This window comes from Paenibacillus zeirhizosphaerae, assembly GCF_030705605.1.
Lineage (GTDB): Bacteria > Bacillota > Bacilli > Paenibacillales > Paenibacillaceae > Paenibacillus > Paenibacillus zeirhizosphaerae.
In genome coordinates, this window is sequence record NZ_JAPCKK010000001.1 from 279,859 (window position 1) to 299,957 (window position 20,099).

Here is a 20,099-nt window from a genome sequence, read left to right on the forward strand (position 1 = left end):
GAGCAATTCCTCCCAGATGGCGGCCGGAAAAACACCTGCCGAACCGGCTTTGCCTGTAAATAACGGCAGGTAAGAGTGCTTTTCCACAGCATATGCTCACATCCCGTTTTTACGTGATAGGCAGACATTGGACACAGGCCTAAATATGGAATAATTCACCCAAGAAAAATATAAAGAAAATTTTTTGTTGATGAAACTATTGACTATCCCCGTAAAGGGATCATATAATGTGTCTAAACATTTTAAGAATTGCATGATCATATCGGCGATGAAGAGGACGAAGTTATAAGGGCTCTGTTGTCCAGAGAGTGGAATATCAGCTGAAAATTCCACCAATACCCCTTACATACGAGCTCACCTCGGAGCCATTTCCCTGAAAGGCTGTATATCAGCAGTTTATTAGGGGAAATCGTACAGTCTACGTTACAGACGACAGTGTATAAAAATCGGCGCTTTACATCGATGATTTTTTATACCTGCCAAGGTTTGATACCGCGAGGTATCGGGCAAATTTGGGTGGTACCACGGAAGTTAACAACCTTTCGTCCCTCGACAGCAGTTTGATCTGCTGGGAGGGTCGAAAGGTTTTTTGTTTTTTTGTAAATGTAAGATTTATGTAATCTATAAGAAGGAGGATGACTCATGAGTGCTCAAATCCCTGAGGCAAGGTCAACCGATGAATTACGCGAAAAATGGATGAAGCCCGAAGTCATTTCGGGTTCGGATATTCTGCTGCGAAGCCTGCTGTTGGAAGGTGTGGAATGTGTATTCGGGTATCCCGGAGGTGCTGTACTCTATATCTATGACGCAATGTACGGTTTCGAGGATTTCAAGCATGTGTTGACCCGTCATGAACAGGGTGCCATCCATGCAGCCGACGGATATGCCCGTGCAAGCGGAAAGGTTGGTGTCTGTATTGCGACCTCCGGACCGGGTGCAACCAATCTGGTCACTGGAATTGCGACCGCATTTATGGATTCGGTGCCGCTGGTCGTCATCACCGGAAACGTAATCTCTTCCCTGATCGGTTCGGATGCTTTCCAGGAAGCAGACATTACGGGCATCACGATGCCGATTACCAAGCACAGCTATCTGGTACGTGATGTTGAGGAGCTGCCAAGAATCATTCATGAGGCATTTCATATTGCGAACACTGGCCGTAAAGGACCGGTTCTCATCGATATCCCGAAAGACATATCCGCAGCCAAAACGCTCTTCGTGCCACAAACCGGACCTGTTGCCATGCGCGGGTACAATCCCCGTGTTGTACCGAACAAGCTCCAGGTTGACAAGCTGATTCAGGCGATCAGCGAAGCCGAGCGTCCTATGATCCTGGCGGGCGGAGGCGTGGTGTACTCGGGAGCTCATGAAGCGCTTTATGAGTTCGTCACACGCTCCGAAATCCCGATCACGACTACACTGCTGGGGCTTGGAGGATTCCCGAGCGGTCATGAGCTGTGGACAGGAATGCCAGGCATGCATGGTACGTATACATCCAACCTTGCCATTCAAAATGCGGATCTTCTGATTAACATAGGGGCGCGTTTCGATGACCGCGTTACAGGCAAGCTGGACGAATTCGCACCGCTTGCCAAGATCGTTCATATCGATATTGATCCTGCGGAGATTGGTAAAAATGTACCGACCGATATCCCGATCGTTGGGGATGTGAAAACCGTGCTTGAAATGGTCAATCAGGATGTGAAGCGCGCAGATAAAGCGGATGTCTGGAGACAGCAAATTCAAACTTGGAAAGCGGATAAGCCGTACAGCTACCGCGATTCCGATGAAGTGCTGAAGCCGCAGTGGGTCATTGAAATGCTGGATGAAACGACCAAAGGCGGAGCCATCGTGACGACGGATGTCGGCCAGCATCAGATGTGGGCCGCCCAGTATTATAAATTTAATAAGCCGCGCTCCTGGGTAACCTCCGGCGGGCTTGGGACGATGGGCTTCGGGTTTCCTTCCGCTATTGGTGCGCAGATGGCCCATCCGGACAGACTGGTGATCTCGATCAACGGAGACGGCGGTATGCAGATGTGTTCACAGGAGCTGGCTATTTGTGCCATCAATAATATTCCTGTTAAAATCGTCGTGATCAACAACCAGGTGCTCGGCATGGTGCGGCAGTGGCAGGAGCTGATTTACGACAACCGTTTCAGCCATATTGACCTTGCCGGTAGCCCTGATTTTGTTAAATTGGCTGAAGCCTATGGAGTTAAAGGCCTACGGGCACGGAACAAAGAGGAAGCCCGCGAAGCATGGCAGGAAGCGATGAATACACTGGGACCCGTTCTCGTCGAATTTGTGGTCAGCAAGGATGAAAATGTATATCCGATGGTGACGCAGGGCTCGGCTATTGATCAAATGCTGATGGGGGACGAGTAACATGATGAAATATACGATTGCGGTACTGGTGAATGATCAGCCTGGTGTCCTGCAGCGGGTATCGGGTCTCTTCAGCCGGCGGGGGTTTAACATTGACAGCATCACCGTGGGTCCCTCTGAAGAGGCAGGGCTCTCTCGGATGGTCATCGTAACACCAGGGGATGAACATACGCTTGAACAGGTCGAGAAGCAGCTTTACAAGCTGATTGATGTCATCAAGGTTATCGATTTGAGCTCCAAACCGATGGTCGCACGGGAGCTCGCACTGATTAAAGTTAAGGCTGAGCCGCCGCAGAGACCTGAAATTATGGGGGTCGTGGACACGTTCCGCGCTTCTGTAGTGGATATTGGCACTTCCAGTCTCGTGGTTCAAGTTGTCGGGGACACCCCCAAAATTGATGCGATGATTGAATTGCTAAAGCCTTATGGAATCCGGGAGCTGTCCAGGACCGGTATAACCGCCTTGGTACGCGGAAACCTGTAAAAAGACATTTGCAAACTTTAGTGGTGTAACGCTTATTACGCATTAAAATATTAAAGTATACATGACCCTTAATGAGCGGGAGTTCCAGCAGATTCCGCCTGTGAGTCTTCTGGAACACCCGCTCATTATGAAGGGTTCCAATTTAAAGGAGGAATTTTTACCATGGCAGTGACAACGTATTATGAAAAAGATGCAGAACTTAGCGTTTTGAAAGGGAAAACAATTGCCGTTATCGGATACGGCAGCCAGGGTCATGCTCAAGCACAAAACCTGCGCGACAGCGGCCTGAACGTTGTCATCGGTCTGCGTGAAGGCAAGTCTTTCGAGACGGCGAAAAATGACGGTTTTGAAGTGCTGTCCGTAGCCGAAGCTGCAAGCCGCGCTGATGTTGTTCAAATTTTGATGCCTGATGAAACTCAAGCCTCCGTATACAAAAATGAAATTGAGCCTAACCTCAAAAAAGGCGCTGCGCTGATGTTCTCCCACGGCTTCAACGTGCATTTTGGCCAAATCGTGCCTCCTAAGGACAGCGATGTGCTGCTTGTTGCTCCGAAGTCTCCGGGCCACATGGTCCGCCGTACGTATGCTGAAGGATTTGGCGTACCGGGTCTGATTGCTATCGAACAGGATGCTACAGGTCAAGCTAAAGAAATCGGATTGGCTTATGCCAAAGGCATCGGCTGTACCCGCGCAGGTGTAATCGAAACCTCCTTCCGTGAAGAAACTGAAACGGATCTGTTCGGTGAGCAGGCTGTACTGTGCGGTGGTGTGAGCGCATTGGTTAAAGCCGGATTTGAAACTTTGACCGAAGCGGGATATGCGCCGGAAATGGCATACTTTGAGTGCCTGCATGAGTTGAAGCTGATCGTTGATCTCATGTATGAAGGTGGTCTTGCCACCATGCGCGATTCCATCAGCAATACGGCTGAATATGGTGACTATGTTACGGGTCCGCGCATCGTAACCGAAGAAACGAAAAAAGCGATGAAAGAGGTCCTGACTGATATTCAACAGGGTAAATTTGCGCGTGACTTCATTCTTGAAAATCAATCCGGCCGTGCTTTCCTGACAGCAACGCGCCGTAACGAAGCAAACCATCCGCTCGAAGTTGTGGGCGGTCAATTGCGTGAAATGATGCACTGGATCAAAAAATAAAACAGATTACAGTTATTGTCTAGCTACAATTATACCGATGTTCCCACAATGCGGCCGTGCTTATGCGTGAGCCGCATTGCGGTTTCAGGAGACAAATCCAGGGAGGTGCTTTACATTGCGAAAAATTTATATTTTTGATACAACCTTGCGGGATGGTGAGCAGTCACCTGGTGTCAATCTGAATACACGTGAAAAGGTTGAAATTGCCCATCAGTTGGAGAAGCTGGGAGTAGACCGGATGGAAGCAGGCTTCCCGGCAGCATCACCCGGGGATTTGGCGGCAGTCAACGCGGTCGCCAAGGCGATCAAGAACGCTACCGTCATCGGGCTTTCACGTTCCCGTGAGCAGGATATTGATGCGGTTCGCGAGGCGTTGATCGGCGCTCAGGACCCATGCATTCACGTGTTTTTGGCGACCTCTCCGATCCACCGCAAATATAAGCTGAAAATGGAAAAGTCGCAGGTGATGGACACAGCGCGCGCGGCGATTCAATACTCCCGCAAATATTTTTCCAAGGTTGAGTTCTCGCTGGAGGATGCGGGCCGTACAGAGCTTGACTTCATGGTCGAAGTCACTGCAATGGCTGTGAAGGAAGGCGCGACGGTTATCAATATTCCCGATACGGTCGGTTATCTGACCCCTTACGAGTACGGGAATATCTTCAAGCATTTGAAGGAAAACGTTCCAGGCATTGAAAAGGTACAGCTTAGTGCCCACTGCCACAACGATCTGGGCATGGCAACCGCCAACACGCTTGCCGCCATCCTGAACGGGGCGGACCAGATCGAGGGCACGATTAACGGCATCGGTGAACGGGCAGGCAATACCGCCATTGAAGAAATTGCCATGGCTCTCGAGACACGGCAGGAATTTTTTAACGCCAAGACGTCGCTGCAATTGTCAGAAATTGCGCGCACAAGCAGACTTGTCAGCCGTTTGACAGGTATGGTCGTGCCTGGTAACAAGGCGATCGTCGGAGCGAACGCCTTTGCACACGAATCGGGCATCCATCAGGACGGTATGCTGAAGGAAAAAACGACGTATGAGATCATGACACCGGAAACGATCGGTCTCAAGGAAAGCAAGCTGGTGCTTGGGAAGCATTCCGGCCGCCACGCATTCCGCGAGAAGCTGGTTGATCTTGGTTACGAGCTGTCCGAGGAAGAAGTGAACAAGGCGTTTGCTCAATTTAAGGACTTGGCGGACAAGAAGAAGGAAGTGTCGGACAACGATATCCTTGCGCTCCTGGAGGAGAAGCTGACAGATACACCAGAAATGTTCAAACTCGATACTCTTTATGTTGCCTACGGGAATCAGTTGGTCCCTTCCGCGAAGGTGCGCATCCTGACGCTTGACGACCGGGTGTTGGAAACCGAGGCTGCAGGCAACGGCTCGGTTGATGCAATCTATAATGCGATTGATCTGGCGAGCGGAGAGCAGGTAACTCTTTCGGATTATTTGATCAAGTCGGTTACGCAAGGTAAGGATGCGCTGGGCGAGGTGCATGTGGTCCTGACGCAAGGAGAACTGTCTGTCCAAGGCCACGGACTGAGCACGGACATTCTGGAAGCCAGCGCACGTGCGTATGTGGATGCCCTTAACGGATTGATCGAGAAGCGGAAGACATTTACGAAACGTGTCGATTATAAAGAATAATAGGCCGAATTGAGATCCCAAGACCTATCGGTTGCAGGGATCTCTTATTTGTATGAACAGAAAAGTTAAGTGCAACCGGGTTATAGGCATATCCTATTAAGTTGATAGATTGTATATCTTGGTCAAATCTATGTCAGATATGATAAAAAGGATAGTAGCAATGGGCTTGAACGGCTCAAGAATAAGAGGAGTGACGGAAAATGGCCGAAGTGAAAAAAATCGCGGTAATCGCCGGAGACGGAATTGGTCCGGAAGTAGTGGCGGAAGCTGAGAAAATTCTGAAACGGACGGAAGAGCTCTACGGTTATTCCTTTGAAACAGAGCACGTCCTGTTCGGAGGAATCGCAATTGATGAGAAAGGGACACCTCTTCCTGAGGATACCCTGAAAGTCTGTAAGTCGGCGGATGCCGTGCTGCTTGGAGCCGTAGGAGGTCCAAAATGGGATAGCAATCCGAAGGAGCTGCGTCCTGAAACAGGGCTGCTCGGCATCCGTAAGGAGCTGGGACTGTTCTCCAACCTGCGTCCGGCTGTCATCTTTGACTGTTTGAAGGATGCGTCAACCTTGAAGCCTGAGGTGCTTGAGGGAACCGATCTGATGGTAGTGCGCGAGCTGACGGGCGGTATTTATTTTGGCGAAAAATTCAGACGTGAAGGCGAAGGCGGGCAGGAAGCGGTTGATACCTGTGTGTATAATGTGCAGGAAGTGGAGCGCATTGTTCGTCAGGCATTTGAAATCGCACAGAAACGCCGTAAAAAGCTGGCTTCGGTGGACAAAGCCAACGTCCTTGAGACTTCCCGTCTGTGGCGTGAGGTCGTGAACCGGGTTGCGCCGGAATATCCAGATGTGGAACTGGAGCACGTGCTGGTGGATAACTGCGCCATGCAGTTGCTGCGCCGTCCTTCAAGCTTTGACGTAATAGTGACGGAAAATATGTTCGGCGATATTCTGAGTGATGAAGCGGCTATGCTTACCGGCTCTATCGGCATGCTGGCGTCAGCGTCTCTTGGAGAAGGAAGCTTCGGCTTATACGAGCCGGTTCACGGCTCGGCACCGGATATTGCAGGCCAAGGGCTGGCTAACCCAATTGCAACCATTTTGTCGGTAGCGTTAATGTTCCGCCTTACGTTCGGTTATGACAAAGCGGCGGATGCTATTGAAAAAGCCGTGGCAGAGGTGCTTGATGCGGGCCACCGTACAGCCGATATCGCAGTGGACAAAAGCCAAGCGTTGTCAACTTCGGAAATGGGCGATCTGATCGCAGCGGCAATGAAATAAGACAGACCTACACGGCCTGGAAAAAACTGCATCCCAGCAGAGAGAGCCAGGCTATGATGTGTCAGAAAGATGTCGATTTATCTCTTATTTATAGTTATTATAAAAAAATAATTCCTATAATATTGACTTTATTGAAGTCGGATGATAACATTTTCAATGAAAATAATGTTTTGCGAAATTATTCAGATGATCAAGAAAAACACTCATGTTTTTCTTACATAGCTCAAAGGAGGATTTACAGAAATGGCTGAAAGATTAGTTGGCAAACCGGCTCCAGATTTTACAATGGAAACTGTTACAGGTGATGGACAGGAATTTGGTCATATTAAATTGTCCGATTACCGTGGAAAATGGCTCGTATTTTTCTTCTATCCGCTTGATTTCACTTTCGTATGCCCTACTGAAATTACAGCATTGAGTGAAGCATTTGCCCAGTTCAAAGAACTGGACACGGAAATTCTGGGTGTAAGTGTTGACTCCGTACACAGCCACAAGGCTTGGATCAATACTCCGAAGGACAGCAACGGTCTGGGGCAACTGAACTTTCCGCTCGCTTCCGATATTACGAAACAAGTTGCGCGTGACTATGGCGTACTGATCGAAGAGGAAGGTGTTGCATTGCGTGGTCTGTTCATCATTGATCCAGAAGGTGAACTGAAATACCAGGTTGTTAACCACAACGATGTAGGCCGCAGCGTTGAAGAAACTCTGCGTGTGCTGCAAGCACTGCAATCCGGCGGTTTGTGTGCTATGAACTGGAAACCTGGCGATAATAATCTGTAATATGATTTGAATATTTTTCCAAAGCCCCCATCACCGGTGTAAATCGGCTGTTGGGGGCTTGCTTGCCTAATTGATGCAGTCCTGTCTAATCCTGTTTGAATTTGCGGCAAATCGTTGAAATAAGAATTATACGTTTTAAGAAGGCCGGAAGGAATTATGAGCATTTAGAGCGAATAGGGTAGTTAGAAAAAGCAAATACCGAAAGAGTGACAATGCCGCTTTTGCTGCACCGGATACATGTTTGGACGATCGAAGTAAATCAGGTTATGTTCAGAGGAGGGTGAGCGCCAGATGAGTTTTTGCTGCGGAGCAAGTATGGTGGGAACCAAGGGGACGCTGAAGCATTACCGTACGCAGGTCCATAACGTGCCCTTGCTGGTATGCCCGGTGTGCCAGCGTATTGAAGTTCATTACCGTGTGGAGAACGAGTACGAGATTCTTGCGGAGTATGCACATGGCGATGGTGCAACAGAAATTGATTTTCAGGATTACGTGATGGAAGACGAGGACACCATCTTTGAGAACTGTGTCAGCAGGGAAAGTGAGGACCCGCTTGAAACTGTAAAGCGGCAGATCGATATATCGCTGGATTTGCTTACCGTTGCCAAACAGATCGAAGATGAAAAGTGGCAAGGAGAGTTGAAAAGAAGATTGGCAGTAATGAGCCAACGACGTTCACGCCTTCAGCATAACAACAGCTAACTTATAGTTAGACCGTGATTTGTGCAAGAGGCAAAAGGATGAAGCTTTCGCTAAGCGAGAGCTTCATTTTTTCGTAATTGCGCAAAAAAATATCTCAAAAAAATTTATACATTCGACAGGATTTTCGATTGACTGAAAATAGGAATGTTGACTATCATAAAAAAAGAGGTAATTGGAAATAGGTGGTTGGTTCATTTATCTTTAGCATTGCACATGCCCGAAACGGCCAGTTTATCAACCGGTACAAGGGGGACCCCGGCATGATCAACGGATTTCATGAAACGATGGTTCATTCGATCGCAGCCTTTCAATCCACCCAATTAGTCAAAAACAAATATGAAAATGTTTTGGAGCATCTAGACAGCGGTATTATGCTTTTTGACCACGAAGGTGTGGTAACATTCGTTAACGTTCAGATGGCCAAGCTTCTTGAAGTCTCCAGAGCAGCGCTGACGGGGTGCAGCCTTGTTCAGATTTTAAAGCATCCTGAGTTGAACCGTTTCAGAAGAAAGAAGATACTCCGAATTTATCGCGAAACCATCTTCCACCGTAAGCGCTACCACGAGCTGATTGACGAATCCGGACGTCATTGGCTAATCACGGTAACCTACGGTGATCAACTGGATGGCGATATTTTGTTCAGTGTCAAGGATGTTACGGACTATAAGCATATTGAGCAGACGGCTTACCAGAATGACAAGCTGGCCATGCTCGGGAGGATATCCGCTTCCATTGCTCACGAGATCAGGAATCCCCTTACGGCTATCCGGGGCTTTATTCAACTGCTTAGGCCTCACCTTCTGCAGCTTGGCAAGGATGAATATGCCAAGATCATCCTCTCGGAAATTGACCGGGCGAATGATATTATTTATGAATTTCTGAATTCGTCCAAGCCTTCGGCGCCTCAGAAAACTGTACTTCCCGTTTCTAACTTGCTCAAGGAAGTGGCCCTGCTGACCGAGAGCGAAGCCTTGATGAAGGACTGCGAAATTATACTGGTGGATAACCCTGATCCCCTCCAGGTTTCCATTGATGTAAAACAAATCAAACAGGTCATTCTGAATATTATCAAAAATGCGATGGACGCCATTCAAAACGTCGAGGATGTGCGTCCGGGCACCATTCAGATCGCTGTGGCCAAAGAAGGACATTATGCGGGTATTTCGATCGCGGATAACGGGCAAGGGATGGATCGTCATACGCTATCCAGGTTGTTCGATCCGTTCTTTACGACCAAAGAGAGTGGGACAGGCTTGGGGTTATCTGTAAGCTACAGAATTATTAAAAATCACGGTGGATTTATCCATGTGAACAGCAATCAGGGAGAAGGAACCGAATTCCGGATATCTCTACCTTTGGTACAATAGCGTGGAAAGAAAGACAGGACCATTCCCAAAAAGCTACCAAGCTGAGGGAGGTCCTTTTTGATTTGACCTTTACTTTTGCGGACCCGTTCAAGTATGATGAGTGGAAATAGACTTGGTCTTGTGGAAGGAGAAGCAGACAGATGAAGACGAATCATAGTAAAATCGTGGATTGTACCATCCGTGACGGCGGCTTGGTTAACAACTGGGATTTCAGCGTGGAATTTGTTCAACAATTGTACGCCGGATTGAATGATGCCGGTGTTGATTATATGGAGATCGGATATAAAAATTCTCCGAAGCTGCTGAAAGGCGCGGACAAAGCGGGGCCTTGGCGCTTTTTGGATGATGAATTTCTGCGCAAGGTTATCCCTCAGAAGGGACATACCAAGCTGTCTGCCCTCGTGGATATCGGCCGTGTAGACGAGAATGACATTCTTCCCCGCAGTGAAAGCATGCTCGACCTGATTCGAGTTGCCTGCTACATCAAGGATGTAGATAAGGCGATTGAACTGGTTAATATCTTCCATGAGCGCGGATATGAAACCACCATCAATATTATGGCGTTGTCCAATGTGATGGAGCATGAACTGCTTGAAGCGTTCGAGCTCATGAAAGACAGTGTGGTGGATATTGTCTACATTGTGGATTCTTATGGAAGTCTGGACCATAAAGACATTTTGCATCTGACCGAGAAATTCAAAAAACATTTACCGAACAAGCGTCTTGGCATTCACGCGCACAACAATCTTCAACTGGCTTTCTCCAACACGCTGATCGCTTCCGAGCAGGGCGTAGAGCTGCTGGATGCATCCGTGTATGGAATGGGACGAGCAGCGGGTAACTGTCCAACAGAGCTTCTCGTGACCCATCTCAAGCATACGCAATATAAACTGCGTCCGGTGCTTGAGGTGCTTGAGAAGCTGATGATTCCTCTCCGTGAGAAGGAAGAATGGGGATACATCATCCCTTATATGATCACTGGTACTTTGGACGAGCATCCACGTTCGGCGATGGCTCTGCGTGCTACGGATGACAAAGATAATTCTGTTGATTTTTACGATAAGCTCACTACACCTGAAGTATCTTTTGAGAAAAAATAGTTCTGCCGGGCAGAAGAAGCACATGATCCGCGGATCATGTGCTTTTTTTATGGAGACTTAAGAACTAGATGCGGGTATTCAAAACATACAACACCGGACTAGGTATTTGACCTATTGCATTTCGTATGTGGTTCAGTTATACTGACTAAGCAACTTCAACAGTTTAAGTTCATTTTGCGGGTGTAGTTCAATGGTAGAACTCCAGCCTTCCAAGCTGGTAGCGTGGGTTCGATTCCCATCACCCGCTTTGCAATATGTTTTACCCAAAACCCTTGCGCCACAAGGGTTTTTCCTTTGCAAATTTTTCGACAAAGGGTTGTCTCCTTTTTGGTCATGGGGCAGTTCATGGGGCAAAATCTGAAGTTTTATCTTCAGCCCGAATTTGCTGAGGGTCTAACCGCTCCAATTGGTCAGCAGCAGCCCTACTGATTACATCACTCTTGTGAGTGTAGACATTTGCTGTAGTGTCGAGCTTGGTGTGTCTCAGACGTTCCTGGATCGTTTTGAGATCAGCTCCGCTCTCTCTCAAGAGCATTCCGGCAGTATGACGCAGTGCATGGAGTTTTATATGAGGTAGCCCTTGCTTGGCTAAGAACTTCCTCCATGTAACGGTCGGTGTGGTTGGATAGTACATAATGCCACGCCCGCCGTGGAATATATACTGCTTGTCGCCACCCAGCCACTTTTTGCAGCGCAATTTCTCCTTTTTCCAGATTCTCTCGTATTCCTTCAGTTGGTCCATATACCAGCGGGGCATCGGTATCCAGCCCTCAGATTCATCAGTTTTAACTTCCCCTTCAACTTTCTCCCCCGACTCTTTAAAGGTGATTTGTTTTTCAATCCAGATAGCCCCTTGCTCATAATCAATGTCTGTCCACTCTACGGCCAACAATTCGCCCCTTCTGAAGCCTCCAATCATGCAGCCGGTAAAATATATCCTCCAGCGCGTTGGAAGCGCTCTGAGGGCCTTTAGGAGCGTCTCAACCTCATTCCAATCATAAGCCTTCTTTCTGGAGCGAATGCTTTTCCTTTCTTTTTTTGATTGTGAGGGGCGTTTAACTCCCAAAATAGGGTTGTCTGCGATAACCCCCCAATCGTGTGCGGCATCGAAAACGGACTTCAAAGCTTTATAGATGTTCAGTTTCGTATTAGTAGCCAGCGGCGTACCATCTTTTTTAGTAAGCTCAGCAAAGTATGTGACAAGGTGAAGCGTTTGAATCTGATCCAGACGCATTGTACCAAATTCTTTGAGGAGCCGACTGTTAACGATTGACATTACATTTTTCCTTGTGTAATCCCCCATTTCTTCATTGGCATAACCCTTTTTCCACACTGGGATGAAGTCGGCAAAACTGATTTTCTCAGCCTTTTTTTTAATATGGCCTGACTCCACTTTTTCTTCCCATTTTGCAAGCTCTAGCGTAAGCCAGTTTTCCGTTTTCTTAACTGACTTAGCTATGTCCGCCGGCACCTCCACGACCGTGGATCGTTTCGGGCGGGAGGCCTTGGACGGATCGCGGGCGACTAGTTTATACTTATTGCCGCCCAGATGCTCTCTCCAAGCCATTTTTTTCATCACTCCAAACATATGTTCTGTTTTGTGGTATATGTAAACAGCCTTGCGACTGGAAAGCGCAAAGATTCAGTGAGTTGGAAAATATTCTATTACGCCAAGTGGATCAAAACGTATCGTGAATCGTTCATCTACTTTGAGAAAAATACCATATTTACTGGTGTATCGATCAATGGCCGCCTGGAGAAACTTTTCAGTTACACCAAGATATTCGGCTAAAGCATATCTCCCTGAAATGCGTGCCTTGTGGGCCTCTATGATCTGATCCATCGGGATCATACACTGATAGGCCCACTGCCTGGCACGTAGCTCTTGCTTGCGGTTGTTAATATTGGATTGATCAAGGATACTCCCGACACTTGTTAGGTAGTGAGCGACCTCTTCAGCCAAGGTACATCCTTTTTCGACTAAAGTCAGTTCTTTTCTAATTCCGATTTTATTGCCCTTAATCAATCCCTTGGCACCTGATCTAAAGTCTTTCTCAATGACGTTTAATCCGTAATTTGCTGCTTCGTCAAGTAGTAGTTCATATTTTTCCATTGCTCCATCCCCGTCATAGATCGTCCAGATCCTCTTGCATAAGTTTAATTTGTTCTTCAGAGTAGTCCTCGTTATGAGCTGCCACAACTTCTAAATATGGTTTCTGTATCCGGTTATACTCCATATCCAATACAGTATTGACTGTATGCTTTCCCTTTTCATCGAGAGAATTAAATTTCTTTAGTAACTGCATCTCTGAGGATGAGAGTGCCGATCGTTTTGAAGGCTCTGAAATTTCATCACTCCATCCCATAAGGTAAGCGGGTGTACACTTAAAGAGTTCAGCCAGACTAGCGACAATCTCGTGTTTGATATTTTTTATTTCTCCACTCTCATATCTTTGAGCAGTTGCTTCTTTCACACCTAAAAAATCAGCAACATCTTGCAAAGTAAGATTAAGGGCTATACGTCTGGCTTTTATTCGATCATTAAGAACGGGCATTAAAAATTCACCTTCCTTGATTGTATAATAACACCTACTTACGAGTTATGCAATAAAACTTGTGCATTTTGATAAAAAACTTACGCATTAAGTATTGACGGAGAGGCAGATAGGATGATACTATGGACTTACTTGAGGCGTAAGTTTTGGTGGAGGTGAGCAAATTGAAGGTTATCTATAGAACTGACACGGTAGCCTTAAGAAAAGCAATGATTGACAATGGCATTTCTACGATCATACAGTTGTCGAGCTCAACAGGCATAAGTAGGAATACCTTGTCTCAGGTCCTGAATGGCCAAATACAGCCATCAGCTTCCGTAATGCAAAAATTGGTGGAATCATTAAAGATACCACCAGAACGAGCTGGATTAATTTTTTTTAACCCTAACTTACGTATTGCGTAAGTTAGGGAGAAAGGAGGTTGTTAATGACTACTGCAGATCTTATTACATCGCTCAGGTCAGATATTAAAAATGAGCTGCTGCAAGAAATTTTATCGGAGCTTCAACCAGCAATACAACAGCAGTTATACGCTAATATTTTTGATTTTGCTGAAGCATGTAACTACCTCAAGGTGTCTCAGTCCACCTTGAGGCGGATGCTCCGGACAACGAACATACCGCATTACAAGCAGCGTGGAAAAATTTATTTTAGGCAAATTTCCTTAGACAAGTGGGCCCAGGAACAAGAAGTGATTACGAAAAACGAGAAAAGCTCATGAATCAATATGGCTAATGAACTATGTATTCGAACAAAGCAACAGTATACCCGAATGAGGCAACAACGTACTGGAATAATTTGTCGATAATCAATTCTGAGGAAGGGGAAAGGAACATGATACCACAACACTTATTGGCAGATCGTTACTGGCGGGGGGCGTTGTATATCTTCACTGAATGTGAAAAATTGCAGCGCTACGTTGGCACTTACATCGATTTTGAGGAGTACACGATTGATAGTGTAGGGCTTAAACGCATTTCTAAGCCTTGGTCAGAAAGCGAAAAATTCATGCTGAATCTTGCATTACACCTTTTCAACGAAAAGAACAACGTCAATTTGTCGGGCATGGATTATTTAGATAGCAACAATAAGGCAATCGCTCTGAAGGCAATTCAGTTGCGCTTTGCAGGGTAGGGCGCATGAAAAGCGATTTGCTGCAACTTTGGCGGGCCTGGAGACACCTGCAGGAGCTGATTCGTTTCCGGGCCAGCGGTCAGACGCATGACGCGGCCAATGATTGGCTTGACAAGGAAATCAGTGATTTACAAGTGGATATAAAAAAGCAATCCTCCGGGGTAGGAGCCGGAAGATTGCAGGCTTGAAAAAAATTATACGGCATTATTATAACACAATATTGACGCTCTGATAAGGGGATGCTCACATGATCGTGCTTAAAGGGGACATAGTGCGGACAAGCTCCGGGGTTACAGGAGAAGTCACGGACGTGTGGGGAGTTGCCCGGGCATGGCTGCGTATACAGTCGGGTGTCGGGATCCATTATGCCCTTGAAACGGATGTTGCCGAGATTGTTAAGCGTCCTAAACGGAAATCACCACGGGAGAGGAGGTGATATGCATGAATGTGGACATTAACAATCTGGCTGGGGGAGCTATGGCTGAGCGGATTAACCGGGAATTAAAGAAGGTTGCCGAGAATGTCATGGACCCTAATACCAAGGCCGATGCCGTTCGAACCGTGACCGTTCAAATCAAAATCAAACCGAACGACGCGCGCCAAATCGGGAACACAGAAATCGAAGTCAAGTCGTCGCTGGCTCCGGCCAAGGGCGTTCCGACGCAATTTGTCTTTGATTTCGACAAGGAAGGCAAAGCAGTCATGAAGGAACTGAATTTGAGCAACGACAGGAACCAAATGGCTATGAATGATGCCGGGGATGTTGTTGACGGCACAGGGACAAGCCCTAGTGCCAAGGTAGTTGGTTTGTATAAGTAATCGTCCTTTGAAAATCTAATAAACGGAGGAATTGAAATGATTAAAGAAGCAATCGAGAAAGTTCTGAGCCTGGCAGAAATTCGGACAACCCAAATCGGTGACCAGGTTTTCACCAGCTCAGATTTGAAGCGCGTAAGCGAAGCCATGACCGATACGATCCAGGTGCGGAACTTGACTGGAGTTGTTGACTATATCACCAGCAATTTTGACGACAAGTTTCCGGTCATCGTTCATATTCAATCACCAACTCAGGTGAGTGTAGTTACCGGGTTTAACCGTGATTTACGGCGTAATGCGCTGATCGAAGCAAACGCTCTGCTACCGGAGATTAGGTTTGGGTATTTTTACGACATCGAAAATTTCAATATCCTTCTTCAAAGCTGCTTTGTGCCGACAGATGTACGAGCCGCGCTGCTGTCCATTGTCGGCAATGTCAAGGACGAAAAGGTTGTCAATTTCGGTGATGATGGGACGAGCCAGCAGGTTACTGCGAAGGCTGGGGTTGCTACGGTGGAGCAAGTGAAGCTACCGAATCCGGTATTTCTCAAGCCGTTCCGGACATTTGTCGAGATCGAGCAACCGGAATCTGCGTTTGTGTTTCGAATGAAGGATGGACCTTCCGCTGCGCTTTTCGAAGCGGACGGCGGCGAGTGGAAGTTGCGTGCAATCGCTGGAATCAAGGTTTATTTGGACGAGCATCTTTCGGAATTGATTGAATCCGGCCAGGTGGTCATTATCGGTTAATCTATCCAGGACTACATACCGGGAGGGGAAACCTTCCCGGTAAATCATAGGAGGGACGGACATGTTACAGCAAGCGTTGCAAAAGCTACAGCAGGAGATAGGAAAGCACTCCAAGGATGCCTATGTTCAGCATGTAGGGGCATTTTTGATGGGATATGTACGGCAGCACCAGGAGCATGCTGCTTTCATTTTAACGGAGGGCAAAACGATCACTGGAAGCCTGGCTGCGATGAAGGAGGAAGCCCGGAAAAAACAGTCCAATCGTGTCGGGGTTCTTTCGGATCAAGAGGGCTTTGATATCGTTCTGAAATATTTCGGAGTGCCGATGCAACAGGATAAGGCTGCTGTTGCAGCTCCTGTGCTGAAGGCTTCATTAGATGATTTACTGTGAGGTGATCGAGCATGAGCCAAAAGGACAAGGCTTTTCACAGATTTTATAAGCATTTTCCGAAAGTAATCGGTAATAACATTCGTGATTATGTCACAAATCATGTTTTGAAGGGCAGTCGCTATATCTTTATCCGCCGTGTAAAAGGAATTCAGTTCGGATACTGTACGCATTGTAACGAGCGGTTCATGACTTCATCCCCTTTAAAACATAACGAAATGACTGATTGTCCAAAGTGTGGTTCTCGTTGCGAGGTCAAGAACCATGGGACGAGTCGCAAATATATGGTGGATAATGCTTTTGTCGTCTACTATGAAAAATCTCGGGTGAACCCTGATGCCATCATAGCACGTGCTTTCCGAGTATTTCGGGACTATAGAGGAGATTACACGAGGGTAGAGACTGAATATAACACTACAGCACTTTATCTATTTGAGCCTGGTAATGCGGAAATGTATGAGCACTATTGGTGGCACAAGGAAGACAGATATGTAAAATGCGCTTCAGTTCATTCTCTAGAGCTTAAATCGCAATATGCTAACAATCAGTGCTCTGAAGAAAGCATCAAAAAGGCCATTGAAGGTACGCCTTATCAATATAGCACTTGGGATCAGCATGACCAGCCTCAATGGGACTACGTAAAATTCTTTGCCTTATACAGCAAATATCCAACTGTGGAGTACCTAACAAAGCTTGGATTCAAGTATTTTGTTGGTGCAAAACTGTTCGACCATAAGACGTTCAACTGCATCAATTGGACCGGAAAGAACATTAACAGCATCCTGCGGCTGAATAAGTCGGAGATTAAAGAGGTTCTCCAATACGGCACTCAAGTCAATCCAATACAACTTAGGCTATACCAATTATCCCGTAAGGACAGCAACCGACCTTCGTTAGCTCAGATCATCGAAGCATTTAAGGGTACCGGTGATGTTATGAGCGAAATGAAATACATCATGAAATACACGAATGTCGGCAAGGTCATTAACTATATGAAAAAGCAGATTAATCGTCCAGAGAAACGAAAATACCGGACATACAAGGACATCTTGACGGCCTGGCGAGACTATCTGATTGAATGCAATACCTTAGAGTTTGATTTGTTCAATGAACGGATCATTTTCCCTTCAAATCTCTTCGCATCCCACCAGAAAACCATGAAAATGGTTACTCATAAGCAGAACGAAGAGACTGACCGGAAAATCAAGAACAGGCAAAAGCAACTCAGCAGATATGTATTTGAGGATGCTGACCTGATCATTAGGCCAGCTCGGTCAACATTTGAATTAATCAATGAAGGCAAGGAACTAAGCATTTGTGTTGGAACATATGCGGACAGATATGCCAAGGGGGACACTATTATTTTGCTTGTCCGCAAGAAGCAGGAACCTGACAAGCCGTTTTATACCATTGAAGTACGGAATGATGAAATAAGGCAAGTTCAAGGGTTGAAGCATTGTTCTCCTACTAGCGAAGTCAGAGAGTTCATAGAGAAATTCAAGAAAACTAAGCTTGCCAAATCTAATGAAAAGGTAGGTATTGCTGTATGACCACTCGCAAATCCACCAAAAAGGCAGAGCCACCCGTTACTGTAGTGCCAGCAACCGAAACAACTATTGCCAATCGGACTCCTGATGTTATTGCGGAGGAAATTCGAAGTATAGATCAGAAGCTCAAGGAGAACGTGATAGATATTGGAACCAAGCTAATCGAAGCTAAAGGACTGGTCAACCACGGAGAATGGGGAGATTGGTTGAAAAATAATGTGAATTATAGTCAATCCACTGCAAATAACTTCATGCGTATAGCTTCTGAATTCGCAAATTCTCAAACGCTTATGAATTTGTCATACTCTCAGGCTGTGGAAGTATTAGCTCTGCCAGAAGCTCAACGAGAATCGTTTGTTGAAGAAAATAATGCATCTGAAATGACGACGCGGGAGTTGAAGGCGGCAATTAAGGAACGGCAGGAGATTGAAAAGCAGCTTGCTGAGGAGCGGGAGCGTTTGAAAGCTGCTGAGTTGGCCCGCGAGGAAGAGCAGAAACAGCGCGAAGTGTTACGGAAACAATACCAGAACCTTTTAGAAGAAAGGCAGAAATTAGAGGCCGACTTGACCGCTGCACAGACTGCATCTGAGAAGGCTCCGGCCAAAACAGATGCTAAGACCAAGGCTGAACTGAGGAAGGCAGAAAAGGCTTTGTCCGAATCTCAACAGCGTCTGGTTTCTCTGGAAGAGGAGATGAAGGCGAAGGAAGCTGAGCTGAATGCCAAGGTAGATGCGGCCATCAAGGAACGAGAGAAGGAAATGGCTGAGCAGGCCCGGAAGCGTGAGGAGGAATCAGCCAGACAGGTGGCAGAGCTGCAGGAGCAGCTTCGGAAGAACAACAATACAGCGGCCATTAAGGTAAAGGTGAATTTTGAATCTCTGCTTAACAACTTCAACAATCTGATTGGATCAATCGCAGAATTGGAGAATGAAGAACAGAAAAAGGCCATTTCCGAACGTGTTGCGAAGGTCTGTGACGATATGAAGGCAAAGCTGTGATATGACATGTTCTTTTTCTTCTTCGAACAATTTGAGCCTGGTATGGTCTGTCGGGTGAAAGGCGGGAGTGATGAAGGGAGGCGGGTGGTTGTCCATCAGATTTTTGAAAACATGCTTTGGTGTTATGATAATCGGCCTGTGACGTATCGCGTAAATCGCAAGGGCCAGTATGTTATTGATTTTGACCCAGTGTGTGTGTTGACGCCTTATCCTCCCAATGCACTTGAAGCTACAAATGACATCCCCGAACAAAGGGATGGATGGGGCGAGAGATACTGGAGAGCAAGAATGTTTTAATTCAATGAAAGGAGGGGATTCGCATGTGGCAAATCAGACTATACGATCATAATCATTTTTGGAATGAAGAATATGACAAGATGCCTTTGGTCAAAGAGGTTGAATCGGAGCCGGACTACGAATCAATACTGCAAATTGGCGAAAAAACATATAAGTGGCGTGCTAAAAGCCCTGCTAATAAAGTGTTCTGCGTCATTGAAATTTCCATTAATCATGATCCGGAGGCAGAGGAGTTCGGTGACTTTAAATGTCCATATTGCTCTTCTGTGGATGAGGATGCCTGGGAGCGCAAAGATGACGACACTATTGAGTGCTCGGGTTGCGGCTCCGTGATTGAATTTGAACGACATATTGAAGTCAGCTATACCGTGTATCCAGTGAAGCTTGCTCCAATTGTAAATATTTGAACAGATTGTTTGGGAGGTAAAGCTAATGAGCCATATTTCCCGCAAGGCCCAGGAACTTGTTGAAGCAGCTCTTGGGCCTCTGATTAAATCAGGGGCACCAATTGAGCGGCTGGCGTTGATCGTTTCCAGGGAGTCAGAAATTGTTCAGTACCAAAGCATGAACACGCGATTCGGAACGCTTAGAATCGAACCAGGATTTAATGTACGTAAGGGATTGGCCTACATCATTGAAGATGATTGGCGAAACAAAAGGTGTTTTGCTTGGGTGTACGGATATAAGCAGCAAAGTAGGTGAAC

Annotated in this window: 25 protein-coding genes and 1 tRNA gene; 23 read left to right on the forward strand and 3 right to left on the reverse strand. The window is 46.6% G+C overall.

The features are described from left to right. Positions 1-642: 642 nt before the first annotated feature. The 10 genes from ilvB (at position 643) to OIN60_RS01360 (ending at position 11,160) form a co-directional block, all read left to right on the forward strand. The gene (ilvB, locus tag OIN60_RS01315; RefSeq protein ID WP_305753060.1) at positions 643-2,388 is read left to right on the forward strand and encodes a biosynthetic-type acetolactate synthase large subunit; all 1,746 of its coding nucleotides are present in this window, start codon (positions 643-645) and stop codon (positions 2,386-2,388) included. A 1-nt stretch (position 2,389) separates the two neighbouring features. Further along, positions 2,390-2,872 (forward strand): acetolactate synthase small subunit, encoded by a 483-nt coding sequence (ilvN, locus tag OIN60_RS01320; RefSeq protein ID WP_305753061.1) that lies wholly within the window; start codon positions 2,390-2,392, stop codon positions 2,870-2,872. A 162-nt stretch (positions 2,873-3,034) separates the two neighbouring features. Further along, on the forward strand, positions 3,035-4,027 hold the full coding sequence (gene ilvC, locus OIN60_RS01325) for a ketol-acid reductoisomerase (protein ID WP_305753062.1): 993 nt from the start codon (positions 3,035-3,037) through the stop codon (positions 4,025-4,027). A gap of 115 nt (positions 4,028-4,142) precedes the next feature. After that, positions 4,143-5,684, forward strand: a complete 1,542-nt coding sequence (locus OIN60_RS01330) for a 2-isopropylmalate synthase (protein WP_305753063.1) — start codon at positions 4,143-4,145, stop codon at positions 5,682-5,684. Positions 5,685-5,884: 200 nt separating this feature from the next. Beyond that, positions 5,885-6,961 (forward strand): 3-isopropylmalate dehydrogenase, encoded by a 1,077-nt coding sequence (leuB, locus tag OIN60_RS01335; RefSeq protein ID WP_305753064.1) that lies wholly within the window; start codon positions 5,885-5,887, stop codon positions 6,959-6,961. A 243-nt stretch (positions 6,962-7,204) separates the two neighbouring features. Beyond that, a complete protein-coding gene (locus OIN60_RS01340) occupies positions 7,205-7,744 on the forward strand; it encodes a peroxiredoxin (RefSeq protein WP_305753065.1) in 540 nt (179 codons plus the stop codon). Between the two features lie 291 nt (positions 7,745-8,035). Further along, entirely contained in the window at positions 8,036-8,446 is a 411-nt protein-coding gene (locus OIN60_RS01345; RefSeq protein ID WP_305753066.1) for a hypothetical protein, read from the forward strand. Positions 8,447-8,706: 260 nt separating this feature from the next. After that, a complete protein-coding gene (locus OIN60_RS01350) occupies positions 8,707-9,813 on the forward strand; it encodes an ATP-binding protein (protein ID WP_305753067.1) in 1,107 nt (368 codons plus the stop codon). A gap of 140 nt (positions 9,814-9,953) precedes the next feature. Then, a complete protein-coding gene (locus OIN60_RS01355; RefSeq protein ID WP_305753068.1) occupies positions 9,954-10,913 on the forward strand; it encodes an aldolase catalytic domain-containing protein in 960 nt (319 codons plus the stop codon). A 176-nt stretch (positions 10,914-11,089) separates the two neighbouring features. Beyond that, positions 11,090-11,160, forward strand: a tRNA-Gly gene (locus OIN60_RS01360). Positions 11,161-11,256: 96 nt separating this feature from the next. Here OIN60_RS01360 and OIN60_RS01365 read toward each other — a convergent pair. From OIN60_RS01365 to OIN60_RS01375, 3 genes are all read right to left on the reverse strand, one after another. Continuing rightward, a complete protein-coding gene (locus tag OIN60_RS01365; RefSeq protein ID WP_305753069.1) occupies positions 11,257-12,480 on the reverse strand; it encodes a tyrosine-type recombinase/integrase in 1,224 nt (407 codons plus the stop codon). 75 nt (positions 12,481-12,555) lie between these two features. Continuing rightward, positions 12,556-13,026 (reverse strand): ImmA/IrrE family metallo-endopeptidase, encoded by a 471-nt coding sequence (locus OIN60_RS01370; protein ID WP_305753070.1) that lies wholly within the window; start codon positions 13,024-13,026, stop codon positions 12,556-12,558. A gap of 13 nt (positions 13,027-13,039) precedes the next feature. Further along, positions 13,040-13,468, reverse strand: coding sequence for a helix-turn-helix domain-containing protein (locus OIN60_RS01375; RefSeq protein ID WP_305753071.1), 429 nt, complete (start codon positions 13,466-13,468; stop codon positions 13,040-13,042). Positions 13,469-13,677: 209 nt separating this feature from the next. On the opposite strand from OIN60_RS01375, the gene OIN60_RS22545 reads away from it, so the two are divergent. The 13 genes from OIN60_RS22545 to OIN60_RS01430 all read left to right on the forward strand — a co-directional run bounded on the left by OIN60_RS22545 (position 13,678) and on the right by OIN60_RS01430 (position 20,097). Continuing rightward, positions 13,678-13,872 carry a helix-turn-helix domain-containing protein gene (locus OIN60_RS22545; RefSeq protein WP_370872343.1) on the forward strand — a complete coding sequence of 65 codons (195 nt, stop codon included), beginning with the start codon at positions 13,678-13,680 and terminating at the stop codon, positions 13,870-13,872. Between the two features lie 23 nt (positions 13,873-13,895). Then, on the forward strand, positions 13,896-14,189 hold the full coding sequence (locus OIN60_RS01380; protein WP_305753072.1) for a helix-turn-helix domain-containing protein: 294 nt from the start codon (positions 13,896-13,898) through the stop codon (positions 14,187-14,189). Positions 14,190-14,302: 113 nt separating this feature from the next. Then, entirely contained in the window at positions 14,303-14,602 is a 300-nt protein-coding gene (locus OIN60_RS01385; protein WP_305753073.1) for a hypothetical protein, read from the forward strand. 5 nt (positions 14,603-14,607) lie between these two features. Continuing rightward, positions 14,608-14,790, forward strand: a complete 183-nt coding sequence (locus OIN60_RS01390) for a hypothetical protein (RefSeq protein ID WP_305753074.1) — start codon at positions 14,608-14,610, stop codon at positions 14,788-14,790. Between the two features lie 59 nt (positions 14,791-14,849). Next, entirely contained in the window at positions 14,850-15,038 is a 189-nt protein-coding gene (locus OIN60_RS01395) for a hypothetical protein (RefSeq protein WP_305753075.1), read from the forward strand. Between the two features lie 5 nt (positions 15,039-15,043). After that, the gene (locus tag OIN60_RS01400; protein WP_305753076.1) at positions 15,044-15,421 is read left to right on the forward strand and encodes a YfdP family phage-associated protein; all 378 of its coding nucleotides are present in this window, start codon (positions 15,044-15,046) and stop codon (positions 15,419-15,421) included. A gap of 36 nt (positions 15,422-15,457) precedes the next feature. Next, positions 15,458-16,165, forward strand: a complete 708-nt coding sequence (locus tag OIN60_RS01405) for a hypothetical protein (protein ID WP_305753077.1) — start codon at positions 15,458-15,460, stop codon at positions 16,163-16,165. A gap of 61 nt (positions 16,166-16,226) precedes the next feature. Beyond that, a complete protein-coding gene (locus tag OIN60_RS01410) occupies positions 16,227-16,556 on the forward strand; it encodes a hypothetical protein (protein ID WP_305753078.1) in 330 nt (109 codons plus the stop codon). An 11-nt stretch (positions 16,557-16,567) separates the two neighbouring features. After that, on the forward strand, positions 16,568-18,103 hold the full coding sequence (locus OIN60_RS01415) for a PcfJ domain-containing protein (RefSeq protein WP_305753079.1): 1,536 nt from the start codon (positions 16,568-16,570) through the stop codon (positions 18,101-18,103). Beyond that, on the forward strand, positions 18,100-19,098 hold the full coding sequence (locus OIN60_RS01420) for a DUF3102 domain-containing protein (RefSeq protein ID WP_305753080.1): 999 nt from the start codon (positions 18,100-18,102) through the stop codon (positions 19,096-19,098). Before OIN60_RS01415 ends, OIN60_RS01420 begins: the two co-directional genes overlap by 4 nt. Positions 19,099-19,140: 42 nt before the next feature. Continuing rightward, positions 19,141-19,395 carry a hypothetical protein gene (locus OIN60_RS22755; RefSeq protein ID WP_503122962.1) on the forward strand — a complete coding sequence of 85 codons (255 nt, stop codon included), beginning with the start codon at positions 19,141-19,143 and terminating at the stop codon, positions 19,393-19,395. Positions 19,396-19,418: 23 nt separating this feature from the next. After that, positions 19,419-19,802 carry a hypothetical protein gene (locus OIN60_RS01425; protein WP_305753081.1) on the forward strand — a complete coding sequence of 128 codons (384 nt, stop codon included), beginning with the start codon at positions 19,419-19,421 and terminating at the stop codon, positions 19,800-19,802. Positions 19,803-19,827: 25 nt separating this feature from the next. After that, a complete protein-coding gene (locus OIN60_RS01430) occupies positions 19,828-20,097 on the forward strand; it encodes a hypothetical protein (protein ID WP_305753082.1) in 270 nt (89 codons plus the stop codon). Positions 20,098-20,099 lie beyond the last annotated feature (2 nt).

What these genes read in the sequence shown, in the direction of transcription:
- ilvN (WP_305753061.1), top strand. Translation starts at nt 2,390, where the DNA reads ATGATGAAATATACGATTGCGGTACTGGTGAATGATCAGCCTGGTGTC.
- OIN60_RS01410 (WP_305753078.1), top strand. Translation starts at nt 16,227, where the DNA reads ATGTTACAGCAAGCGTTGCAAAAGCTACAGCAGGAGATAGGAAAGCAC.
- leuB (WP_305753064.1), top strand. Translation starts at nt 5,885, where the DNA reads ATGGCCGAAGTGAAAAAAATCGCGGTAATCGCCGGAGACGGAATTGGT.
- OIN60_RS01425 (WP_305753081.1), top strand. Translation starts at nt 19,419, where the DNA reads ATGTGGCAAATCAGACTATACGATCATAATCATTTTTGGAATGAAGAA.
- OIN60_RS01345 (WP_305753066.1), top strand. Translation starts at nt 8,036, where the DNA reads ATGAGTTTTTGCTGCGGAGCAAGTATGGTGGGAACCAAGGGGACGCTG.
- OIN60_RS01415 (WP_305753079.1), top strand. Translation starts at nt 16,568, where the DNA reads ATGAGCCAAAAGGACAAGGCTTTTCACAGATTTTATAAGCATTTTCCG.
- OIN60_RS01370 (WP_305753070.1), bottom strand. Translation starts at nt 13,026, where the DNA reads ATGGAAAAATATGAACTACTACTTGACGAAGCAGCAAATTACGGATTA.
- OIN60_RS01340 (WP_305753065.1), top strand. Translation starts at nt 7,205, where the DNA reads ATGGCTGAAAGATTAGTTGGCAAACCGGCTCCAGATTTTACAATGGAA.
- OIN60_RS01375 (WP_305753071.1), bottom strand. Translation starts at nt 13,468, where the DNA reads ATGCCCGTTCTTAATGATCGAATAAAAGCCAGACGTATAGCCCTTAAT.
- OIN60_RS22755 (WP_503122962.1), top strand. Translation starts at nt 19,141, where the DNA reads ATGGTCTGTCGGGTGAAAGGCGGGAGTGATGAAGGGAGGCGGGTGGTT.
- OIN60_RS01430 (WP_305753082.1), top strand. Translation starts at nt 19,828, where the DNA reads ATGAGCCATATTTCCCGCAAGGCCCAGGAACTTGTTGAAGCAGCTCTT.
- OIN60_RS01385 (WP_305753073.1), top strand. Translation starts at nt 14,303, where the DNA reads ATGATACCACAACACTTATTGGCAGATCGTTACTGGCGGGGGGCGTTG.
- OIN60_RS01355 (WP_305753068.1), top strand. Translation starts at nt 9,954, where the DNA reads ATGAAGACGAATCATAGTAAAATCGTGGATTGTACCATCCGTGACGGC.
- ilvB (WP_305753060.1), top strand. Translation starts at nt 643, where the DNA reads ATGAGTGCTCAAATCCCTGAGGCAAGGTCAACCGATGAATTACGCGAA.
- ilvC (WP_305753062.1), top strand. Translation starts at nt 3,035, where the DNA reads ATGGCAGTGACAACGTATTATGAAAAAGATGCAGAACTTAGCGTTTTG.
- OIN60_RS01390 (WP_305753074.1), top strand. Translation starts at nt 14,608, where the DNA reads ATGAAAAGCGATTTGCTGCAACTTTGGCGGGCCTGGAGACACCTGCAG.
- OIN60_RS22545 (WP_370872343.1), top strand. Translation starts at nt 13,678, where the DNA reads ATGATTGACAATGGCATTTCTACGATCATACAGTTGTCGAGCTCAACA.
- OIN60_RS01365 (WP_305753069.1), bottom strand. Translation starts at nt 12,480, where the DNA reads ATGGCTTGGAGAGAGCATCTGGGCGGCAATAAGTATAAACTAGTCGCC.
- OIN60_RS01400 (WP_305753076.1), top strand. Translation starts at nt 15,044, where the DNA reads ATGAATGTGGACATTAACAATCTGGCTGGGGGAGCTATGGCTGAGCGG.
- OIN60_RS01405 (WP_305753077.1), top strand. Translation starts at nt 15,458, where the DNA reads ATGATTAAAGAAGCAATCGAGAAAGTTCTGAGCCTGGCAGAAATTCGG.
- OIN60_RS01350 (WP_305753067.1), top strand. Translation starts at nt 8,707, where the DNA reads ATGATCAACGGATTTCATGAAACGATGGTTCATTCGATCGCAGCCTTT.
- OIN60_RS01420 (WP_305753080.1), top strand. Translation starts at nt 18,100, where the DNA reads ATGACCACTCGCAAATCCACCAAAAAGGCAGAGCCACCCGTTACTGTA.
- OIN60_RS01395 (WP_305753075.1), top strand. Translation starts at nt 14,850, where the DNA reads ATGATCGTGCTTAAAGGGGACATAGTGCGGACAAGCTCCGGGGTTACA.
- OIN60_RS01380 (WP_305753072.1), top strand. Translation starts at nt 13,896, where the DNA reads ATGACTACTGCAGATCTTATTACATCGCTCAGGTCAGATATTAAAAAT.